5 protein-coding genes are annotated in these 6,217 nt (G+C 69.0%); 1 reads left to right on the top strand and 4 read right to left on the bottom strand.

What is annotated here, in order from left to right:
- Positions 1 to 113: 113 nt before the first annotated feature.
- The 3 genes from M3N57_02150 to M3N57_02140 form a co-directional block, all read right to left on the bottom strand.
- Positions 114 to 1,160: a hypothetical protein gene (locus M3N57_02150; protein ID MDP9021501.1), complete on the bottom strand. Its 1,047-nt coding sequence runs from the start codon at positions 1,158 to 1,160 to the stop codon at positions 114 to 116.
- Complete coding sequence (locus M3N57_02145) at positions 1,157 to 1,462, bottom strand: hypothetical protein (protein MDP9021500.1); 306 nt, start codon at positions 1,460 to 1,462, stop codon at positions 1,157 to 1,159. Before M3N57_02145 ends, M3N57_02150 begins: the two co-directional genes overlap by 4 nt.
- 193 nt (positions 1,463 to 1,655) lie before the next feature.
- Positions 1,656 to 3,197, bottom strand: a complete 1,542-nt coding sequence (locus tag M3N57_02140; GenBank protein ID MDP9021499.1) for a phosphoenolpyruvate carboxykinase — start codon at positions 3,195 to 3,197, stop codon at positions 1,656 to 1,658.
- Positions 3,198 to 3,490: 293 nt separating this feature from the next.
- Here M3N57_02140 and M3N57_02135 point away from each other — a divergent pair, with 293 nt between their 5' ends.
- Positions 3,491 to 3,904: a hypothetical protein gene (locus M3N57_02135; GenBank protein MDP9021498.1), complete on the top strand. Its 414-nt coding sequence runs from the start codon at positions 3,491 to 3,493 to the stop codon at positions 3,902 to 3,904.
- Between the two features lies 1 nt (position 3,905).
- Here the strand turns inward: M3N57_02135 and M3N57_02130 are convergent, their stop codons facing one another.
- On the bottom strand, positions 3,906 to 5,804 hold the full coding sequence (locus tag M3N57_02130; protein MDP9021497.1) for a dynamin family protein: 1,899 nt from the start codon (positions 5,802 to 5,804) through the stop codon (positions 3,906 to 3,908).
- Between the last annotated feature and the right edge of the window lie 413 nt (positions 5,805 to 6,217).

Raw genomic sequence — 6,217 nt, 5'->3', positions numbered from 1 at the left:
GGCGGGCGGGGCGGCGACCACCAGCCCCGCCGCCGCGACGGCCAACACCAGGAGGGCCGTGAGGGCCGCCGCGACGCGGCCCTCCCGGCGGACGATCGAGAGTGACGTCGGCATCAGCTGGTCTTGTCCACGAGGGTGACCTTGAGCGTCCCCTTGTACAGACCCGTGGTGGCGCTCCCGATGCCCTTGAGGACCAGCGACGGGGTGTTGGTGTAGATCCCGGTCTGGCCGACCACGGAGCTGAGCAGTCCGCCCAGCCCGGCGGTGACGACGTTGTTGACCATGTCGGTCGTGAGCGCGTCCAGGTCGGTCACCACCACCGTGGGGTTGGCGTCCAGGAAGTTCTGGATGGAGGCTTTGACCGCCATCCACAGCGCCCCGGTGGTGGGGTCGTCGGCGGTCGACGCCAGTAGGACGTCGTTGGCGGCCTCACCGGCGGTGAGGACGGTGTCGGTGTTCTTGTTGGCGGCGTCGAAGATCTGCTGGCGGATGGCGTCCAGCTCCGCGGTGCTCGGCTCGCCGCTGGTGCCGTCCTGCAGCTTGACGGTGGTCCCTGTGGTCGACCCGGTGTCACACACCCCGTCGGACGCTGCGGTGTTGAACGTCCCGGCCGCCCCGTTGGACACGTTCATCAGACCGGCCGTGGTCGCGACCTCGTTGAGCAGGCTCTGCACCTTGGCGGTGATGGTCGTGTCGGCGATCCCGACGAGGGTGGTGGTGTCGATCCCGGTCGTGGCGTTGGCGAGGTCGCCGGTGAAGGTCAGGGTGGAGTCCACGACCGCCTTGACGTTGGCCGGGGCGCCGGCCACGGCACCGAACGCGACATCGAAGTTGTTCGCCGCGATCTGTGCGGCGCAGTCGAGGCCGGCGGTGGTGGTCTTGGCGGAGTCGACCTTGTACAGGTTGGTCAGGGTCGCGTTGACCTCGTAGCCCACGTCCTTGTAGGCCAGGTCGGTGACGGTGACCGCCATGGGGGCCGATCCGGTGGTGGACCCGGCGCCGAACGCCAGGCTGCCGGCCACCTGCATGGTCCGCTGACCCGCGATCACCGCGACGGACACGGGCTGCTGCGTGGTCGACGCGATGGCCTGCGAGGCCAGGGTCATGCTGATGACGCCGGCGGCGACCGCCGTCCGTCCGAGGCGTGGAGGGAGCTTCATCGTGGGTGTCTCCGAACTGTGGGTTTGCGGGTGGGTTGGCGGCCGGCGATGACCAGCACCACCCCTGCGGCCAGGAACGCGGCGGCGTCCCGCAACCACCGCAGCGCGTCGCTGCCGGTGCGTGGCAGGGGACCCGACGGTTCGTCCGCGGGTGGGGCTACCGGACCCGGTGCCGGGTCCAGGGTCGGGGGACGTTCCGCCGGCGCCTCGACCTCGACGATCACCGGCAGGGGTCGGGCGGAGGCAGCCGCGGGGACGCCCGCGAGGATGGCGGCCACCATCACTGCGACGTGCAGCCGCATCCTGGGTCGATCCTTGGCCATCCCATGCCCGATTCCTGCTGGATGACCGCTACGCGTAGTGATGGATTACTCACCGTGCGTAACGCTCATGCCACGGTGGTCGGGCTGCAGCCGCATCTGCGGGATGGCGAACCTGACCCATATCCGTCAGCCCGCCAGGACTAGTCCCGGCGTCGAGGAGGGAGGTGCGCCGCTAGGTGACCGCGGACACCACCCGCTCGTCGAGCGCGTCGTAGCGGCCGAGGTACTCGACGCGCTCCTGCTTCAAGAGCTCGACCCGCTCGCGGTACTCGTCGGCACGGCCCTGACGCTCGTACAGGCGCCGCGGTTGCAGCAGCTCGATGTCATCGATCCCGGGCACGTCGGATGCGACCGCGTACCCGAAGTCAGGGTCCTGGTCCCAGGAGATGGAGTCCTCCACGATGCCCTGCACGATCGCGGACGAGTGGGGGATGCGGACCTTCTTCGAGCGCCCGTCGTCGGCGGTGCCCCCGACCCGTCCGGTGTTCAGGACGAACACCTCCAGGTCGGGCAACGTCTCCAACAGCTCCAGCAGCCGGTTCGCCTGCAACGCGTCGTTGGTGAAGAAGAACGGGTTGGTTCCCGGGACCCGCAGGTTCTTCCCCGCTTCGGCGGCGCCTCCCGCCGAGGTGCCCTTGCTCTCACCGAGCATGAAGAACGCGGCCGCTTGTTCCCGCGCGAGCTTGGCCACCGCCGGGATGATGTTCTCGTTGCGGTTGAGCACCAGCAGGTAATCGGCTTTGGGCAGATCGCGGGGGTCACGGTGGCGGATGATCTGCATCGGGAACGTCGAGCGGCCGTTGGCGGTGTAGGAGGTGTCGAAGAAGTCGACCGTTCCGTCGGGGCGGACGGCGACGTTCTCCAGCCAGGCCCGCGGGTCGGTGGTCCCCGAGTAGATCGTGGGCTCGTCGTCGGGGTCCAGGCCGTAGGTCTTGGCGAAGCAGCCATCCTCGGTGGCGTGGATGGTCCCGCCTGGCATCAGCGCGACGAAGTCGTCTTGGACCGGTAACGACCCCAGCTGCTCGCGGAACGTGGTGGTGGTCTTCCCCGTCCCCGACAGGCCGATGATCAGCATGGCCTTCTCGCGGCGGTCGGGGTTGTGTTCCGCCGGGAACACCTTGCAGCCGGCATGCATCGCCAAGCCGCCGCGGTCATAGACCAGCTTGTTCCACATGCGCAGCCCGCCCATCTTCGATTCGCCGAAGTAGTCCGAACCGAACACTCGGGTCACGTACGTGTCGAGGTCGACCATGATCAGCCGGTCGTCTGGCTTGCCCGGCGCCGTGCACCCCGGGGTGTATATGACGGTGAACTCCGGCTCCCAGTCGCCATCACGATGGAAGTACAGCTGCTGCTGCATCGCCGGGATGTTGGGCTGGGAACGCTCGATGTACAGCCGCGCGCCGGTGCGGAAACCGGGATCCGGCCCGATGTAGCCCTCGATCAGGATCATGTCGCGTTCGGCGATGTACTCGTCCTGCTTCCGGGCCCACTCTTCGGCCTCGCCACGTGAGATGCGCTGCTGGTGGATCTCGTCGTCGGACACGAAGAACGTGGAGCGCTTCAGACGGGCGGTGACCTCCGAGGTGTAGTTGATGTTCGCGAACTCGGTGACCTGCGCCCGCGGTCGCAGCTGTTCCAGCGTCCACTCGCGCATCAGTTCCGGCGAGGGGTTCTCCACGACGGACCTCGCCTTGGGAAGCTCGATATCCACGCAGACTCCTCGCTGTTCGAGACGGCACGTCGGCCAGAGCCTCGGACCGAACGCCGAGCCTAACAGCGGGTCGGAGCCGGTCCCGGACCCCACGTCGCTGACCTCCCACACCGCCGGACCGTCGGGGCAAAACGGACGGAAAGACGGCCGCCACCAGGGTGTCTGCAGCAGGCCATACCCCGGCGAGACGCACCCAGGTTGACGACAAAGAGGCGGCGCTGCGACACTCACCGACGTACGACGTGAAGACGCCGTGGGACAACGGCGACCGGCAGCCAAGCGAGGAGCGTTACATGGCAGAAGGCGGGCTCAGCGAGGAACACAAGAAGGCCTTGGCCAAGGGCCGGCGTCAAGCCAAAGCCGTCCGTGACTACCTCGAGGCGCTCGAATCGACGCGGCGGAGACCGGGACGCCCCGTTGACCGGCGCTCGCTCGAGAAGAAGATCGAGCGGGTTCAGGCCCAGATCGACGAGGAAACCAACGCTGCGAAGCGCGTTGAGCTGATCCAGCGACGACTCGATTCGGAACGCCAGCTCGCCGAGTTGGAGGAACAGCCCGACGTCGAAGCGCTCGAGGAGGACTTCAAGCAGGCCGCCGGGGAGTACTCCGAGCGCAAGGGCATCACCTACAGCGCCTGGCGCGAGGCCGGGGTCCCCGCGTCGGTGCTCCGCGAAGCCGGAGTGCCCCGTACGCGGCGCACCGCCTGACCTAGACGCCGGCCTCGGCGAACAACCCGCCGGGAGCCATGATCCCGGCGATGCGCAGGGCCGACACGGCGCACTGGTCGAACGCCTCGGCGAACCGGTGACAGTCGCTGCGGTACTGCTGCAGCGTCTGCGGGTCGCGTGACAGCCCCTCGACGAACTCGAACTGGTGGTAGAGGTCCGCGGCGAACGACTGGCGCCGGCGGTTGACCAGCTCCCGGATCGCGGCGAGCTCCGTCGCGACCTGACGGTCGAAGTCGCGGGTCAGGTCCCGGGCGACCTCGTCGAGGCGTTCGCGTAGAACCTGCTTGACGCGGTCGAGGCCCCGCGGCCCCCCGAGCAGCTCCCCGAACTTCCACCCGACGAGCGCCCCGGCCAGCAGCCCCAACGGGCCGAGCACGCCGCCGATCAGCGCGAACGCGGCTCCGCCCGACAGCACCCCCCCGGCAGCCGCGCCGGTCAACGCCCCGGTGAGCCCGCCGTCGTCGGAGCGGCGAGCCGCCTGGACCTGGTCGGGTGTGAGCAGGAAGCCGCGGCTGTTGAGCACGACCTTGGGGATGGACGGGCTCAGCTCGACCATCACCGCCTCGAAACGTTCCTCCAGCAGCTGACGCAGCCGCTGCAAGGCTTCCTCCAGCCCGTGCTGGAAGTTGCGCGACGCGACCTCTCCGGCGACCTCCACCTCGCGGCGGAACTTGTTGGCGAACTGCTCGACGTCGCTGACGCTCTTGAGGCCGTCGAGGTGGTGCTTGGCACGACCGAACGGGGCGAGCAGCTGGCCCCGGATCTGCATCTGCAGCGGTTCGATCGAGGCCATCGCCGTGCTGACCGCGGCGTTGAAGTCGCTCTCGAGCTGGCGGACGTTGTCGTCGAGGCCTGCGCGGTGCGCCGCCAGCGCCTCGGGGTCCTCCAGCAGCCGCTGGCGGACGTTGACCTCGCCCTTGGCCAGGTTCGCAGCGTGGGCCACGCGCTCGGCGGCCTCGACGAGGACCTGCCGGCCGGCCTCCTCCGCGAGGAACGCCTCGATGTCGCGGAGCAGACGCGACGCCCCCGACGACTTGAACACGTCGATGTCGCCCCGCTCGCGGGCCTGCCACGCGTCCAGCGCACACACCGGGTACAGGCGGACCTCGCCCTGCACGCCCGCGCGTCGGCTCGCCTCGACCACACGGCTCCCGACGTAGGACAGCACCGCCGAGCGGGTGGCCGGGTCGTGGAAGTGCTGCGGGTACATGTTGCAGACGAGGAACACCTTCTTCAGCTGCCTGGCGGCGACCTGCTCGAGGAACGCCAGCTCGGTGCCCCCAACGGTCGGCGGGGACAGGAACACCACGACCCCGGCGTCGACCGCGTCGAGCTCCTGCAGGGTCCGCTCGGTGTAGACCTCGTCGGCCTGGGCGTCATCCAGGCCGGGGGTGTCGACGAGGCGGACCCCGTTGCGCAGGAACGGGACCTGCACGTACTGGTGCACGTTCATGACGCCCAGGTGGTTGTTCTCGTTGTGCTTCTGGGATGTGTAGTGCTCGACGTCCTCCACACCGACGTGCTTGACCGTCCCGTCGGCGAAGTAGACGTCGGCCTGCGGGTCGCCGTAGTCGACGTACACCGGGACGGCGGTCTCGGGTGTGACGTGCATGGAGGAGACCTCCAGGCCCAGCAGCGCGTTCAGCAGCGTGGACTTGCCGCGCTTGATCAGCCCGAAGATCCCGATCGTGAAGCGGGTCTGCTCCAGGTCGTGGCGGACGAACGCCAGCTCCCCGGCGATCAGGCTGTCGGAGACCTCCTCGCCGTCCACCTGCAGGCCGCGCCGGTCCTGGAAGCGTCCCCAGGTGTCGTGGAACGTGTTCACCGACTTCAGCAGCGAAGCGCGTTCGAGGTCGAAGGCGTCGAGGAACTCGGCCACGGGACTCCTCCGGTTCGGACCGGACACGGCGCGGGGACGCAGTCGCCGCGACAGGGGTATCGACGTCGCAGCGACCCGTCTTTACGGCCTCACACCGATCGGTGCGCAGGAGCCGGCGATCAGCCCGACACCCCCGACCGGTCCCATCGGACCATGTGAAGATGACCCGGGCGGGTGGTGCCGACGGGTTCAGCTGCGGGGGGCGGCGGTCGATGATGTAACGGTCGGGCGGGACGGGGAAGCCACACCAGCCGTCGAACGTTGTGACGGATGTGCGGCCGCCCCCCTGGTCGCCGCACCGGCAGGTCGCAACGGAGCGGGTCTCCCCATCCCCTCTCTCGCTCCGACAGCGACCGCCCGGGCCCCTCCACCACCGGTGGAGGGGCCCTTGTCTTCACTCGCCGGTCGTCAGC

The sequence above is a fragment of the Actinomycetota bacterium genome, from assembly GCA_030776725.1.
GTDB lineage: Bacteria > Actinomycetota > Nitriliruptoria > Nitriliruptorales > JAHWKO01 > JAHWKW01.
This window is presented reverse-complemented; position numbering and strand designations above follow the sequence as displayed.